The sequence below is a fragment of the Mesorhizobium sp. M7A.F.Ca.US.014.04.1.1 genome, assembly GCF_003998745.1.
Lineage (GTDB): Bacteria > Pseudomonadota > Alphaproteobacteria > Rhizobiales > Rhizobiaceae > Mesorhizobium > Mesorhizobium ciceri.
The window spans coordinates 1-3,242 of sequence record NZ_RZRW01000617.1 but is presented as its reverse complement, the minus strand read 5'-3'; the positions used below and the strand labels follow the sequence as shown (position 1 = coordinate 3,242).

Here is a 3,242-nt window from a genome sequence, read left to right as displayed (position 1 = left end):
TGCCGGCTATGTCTATGCCGCCGGCATCGCGCCGCGCGACCGCCGCAACGAGACCTGGGTTGACGTCAAGAAGAAATATGCCGGCATCAAGGAAGTCGCGATGTTCGGCACGCTCGACAATCCGATCGCCAACTCCGTCGCCAACCAGGCGCGTTCGGTGCTGACGGCGCATCCCGACATCAAGGTGATGTTCGCTCCCTATGACGAATTCGCCAAGGGCGTGAAGATCGCTGTCGACGAAGCGGGCTTGAACAAGGGCATCAAGATCTATTCGGCCGACATTTCGACCTCGGACATCGCTGCGATGCGCGAGCCCGACAGCGCCTGGGCCGCGACCGCCGCGACCAACCCGGCCGTCGTCGGCCAGGTCTCGGTGCGTGCGCTGGCACAGCTGCTGGCCGGTGAAGACCCCGGCCACAACGTCGTCGTGCCGCCGACACTGATCACCCAGAAGGACCTCATCGACAAGGACATCAAGAACATGGAGGACCTGTCGGCCAAGCTGCCGCAGTTCGCCCACGCCGATGTCGCGATGCCGGCCTGGATGCCGAACCCGAACGCCAAGTAACTTTCGCTATCGAAGGCCGCCTGCAGCCGCTTGCTGCAGGCGGCCTTTTTGCTGAATATCTGCAGCCGGCGCCAGGCTCCGGCCCAAGGTTCGGTGCGTATATGGAAGCTCAGGCGGCAATCGAGGAAAACCTGTCCGGCGCCGTCGCCGGAACCTTGTTTCGATGCCCGCAGGCCACCACGGGTGTCGTGGTGTTGGGTGGGTCGAGTGGCCGCGTCGATGTCGGGCGCGCACGGCTCTTTGCAAACGAGGGCTCGTCGGCTTTGGCCCTGCAATGGTTCGGCGGTGAGGGCCAGCCTCCCGGAATATGCGAAATTCCCCTCGAAACCTTCTTCGCGGCAACCGATTGTCTCCTTGAAACAGGATGCCACCGCATCGTCTATGTCGGCACATCCAAGGGTGCCGAGGCCTCACTGCTTGCGGCGGTCCATGACCCGCGCATCGACGCTGTGGTCGCCATCAGCCCGTCATCGGTGATTTGGGGAAATATTGGTGCTGGCCCGGATGGCGTCAGCTGGCCTGAACGATCCTCATGGTCGCTCGACGGAATCCCCCTGCCGTTTGTGCCGACGGATCCAAACTGGACACCAGAATACGTGGATGGCTTGGTATCCTACAGGGGACTCTTCGAACATTGCTTGAAAACCTTCAGGCAGGAAGCGGCTGCGGCGACCATCCCCGTTGAGACCGCATCGGCCGAGATCCTGCTGGTCGCAGGCGGCGACGATGCGCTGTGGCCCTCGCTATGGTTCGCGACAGAAATTGTTCGGCGGCGCAGCGAAGCAGGCAAGATCACACATCTCGTGTCATCGCCGGATGCGGGGCATCGCATTCTCTTGCCTGGCGAGAACACACCACGCTCGACATTGCATGCACATGGCGGCAATGACGAGGCCGAATCACGGTTGGGCAGAATGGCGTGGGAAGGCATCCGAGAACTGCTGTAGCTGCAGATCCCGAATACCTTCGCCTGTTTTGCGTCAGTCTCGGCCGGTTTCCCTACCGCATCGCTGCCGCGATATTGCCGCCGTCGACGGTCGTCACGTCGGCGGTGGTGCGGTCGGCCAGCGCATGATGCAGGAAGGCCTGCGCCACGTCCTGCGCCGTCACTTCCTGGCCGAGCAGATTGCCGGACATGTAGTCCTTCTCCGACACGCCGCGCGCGCCTGAGCGGCTGGCAATCATGGCGTCGGTCAAAAGGCCCGAGCGGATGCGGTCGGCGTTGACGGCGTTCGAGCGGATGCCATGCGCGCCATAGTCGAGCGCGTACTGCCTGGACAGGAACAGCGTCGCCGCCTTCGGCACGCCATAGGCGCCGAACTTCGGGCCGGGGTTGACGGCCTGCTTGGAGGTGTTGAACAGAAGCACGCCGCCTGTGCCCTGTTCGAGCATGATGCGCACGGCGTTCTGCGCCACCGATTGGTGGGCGAAGAAATTGAGCTCGAAACTCTTGCGCAGGAGCGCGTCGTCAAGCTCGCCGATGCGGCCTTCCCAGGCGGCGCCGGCATTGGAAACCAGGATGTCGACACCGCCGAACACGGCGACCGCTTTGTCGAAGGCGGCACGCACCTGTGCCGGGTCGGTGATGTCTGCGGCGACGCCGATCGAATTGTTGCCGGCTTTCTTCGCTGCATCGGCGGCTTTTTCGGCGTCGAGATCGACGACGACGGCATGGGCGCCATTGTCGGCGAACAGCTTTGCCGTCGCTGCACCGATCGCGCCGGCACCGCCGGTGATCAGCACCACCTGGCCGGTCAGCGGCTTCGGCTTGTTGGAGGCGAGCTTGGCCTGTTCCAGCGACCAGTATTCGAGCGGGAACAGGTCGGCCTTGGAAAGCGGATGGAACCGGCCGACGGCCTCGGCGCCACGCACTGCCTCGATCCACATCTCACCGACATCCGACGCGATCTTCGCGTCCTTCAGGGTGCGGCCGTGGCCGAACATGCCGAGGCCGGGCACCAGCGTCAGCCGCGGCATCTGGTCGAGCATGGTGCGCTTGACGTCGTCGAGCGCATCATTGGTTTCGAAATAGGCGCGATAATCCTTGGCGAACGCGTCGACATGGCTCTTGATCACCGCCTTGTAGTCGCCGGCCTTGTCCGCGTCGGGCGCCGGCAGCGCCATCGGCCCGGTCTTGATGCGGATCGACAGATCGGGCGTCGAGACGCCGCGCCCGGCATAATCGGCGATCTCGGCTGAATTGATGAAATCGACAATTGCCGGCGAAGTGCGGAAATCGCTGACCATTCGGTCGAAGCGGCCTTCGCCGCGCGCTACCGCCACCGCGCCGCGCAGCATCGGCGCGATCGACGCCGGCGTCGCGAGCTTTGCTGGCAAGGCTGCCTTTGCCGCCTTCGGCTTGCCACTTGCGGCAATGAAGTCCTCGGCGACGTTCACATAATGGATCATCCGGTCGTAGGCCTGCTTCGCATCGTCGCCGAAGGTGAAGATGCCATGCTTGTCGAGGATCAGGCCCTCGACATCAGGATCGGCGTCGAAGATGTCGGCAGCCGCCTTGGCGAGGTCGAAGCCGGGCATGATGTAGGGCACATAGCCCATCTTGGCGCCGAAAACCGTGGTCACCAGCGGCTTGGAGTCCTCCTGGTCGACGATGGCGAGAATGGCGGTCGAGTGCGTGTGGTCGACGAATTTGTGCGGCAGGAAGGCATGCAGC

The 3,242-nt window shown here is 63.6% G+C and carries 3 protein-coding genes; 2 read left to right on the top strand and 1 reads right to left on the bottom strand.

The window, feature by feature from the left end:
* Window positions 1-568, top strand: a 568-nt coding sequence (locus tag EOA22_RS28680) for a substrate-binding domain-containing protein (protein ID WP_164755930.1), incomplete at its 5' end; no start/stop codon positions are given.
* Between the two features lie 101 nt (window positions 569-669).
* On the top strand, window positions 670-1,515 hold the full coding sequence (locus EOA22_RS28675; RefSeq protein WP_063167608.1) for an acyl-CoA thioester hydrolase/BAAT C-terminal domain-containing protein: 846 nt from the start codon (window positions 670-672) through the stop codon (window positions 1,513-1,515).
* A gap of 52 nt (window positions 1,516-1,567) precedes the next feature.
* Here the strand turns inward: EOA22_RS28675 and EOA22_RS28670 are convergent.
* Window positions 1,568-3,242: bifunctional aldolase/short-chain dehydrogenase (locus EOA22_RS28670; protein WP_127390398.1), on the bottom strand; the 1,675-nt coding region annotated here is incomplete at its 5' end.

Excerpts from the sequence above, each read along its gene's own strand:
- EOA22_RS28675 (WP_063167608.1), top strand. The coding sequence starts at position 670 with ATGGAAGCTCAGGCGGCAATCGAGGAAAACCTGTCCGGCGCCGTCGCC.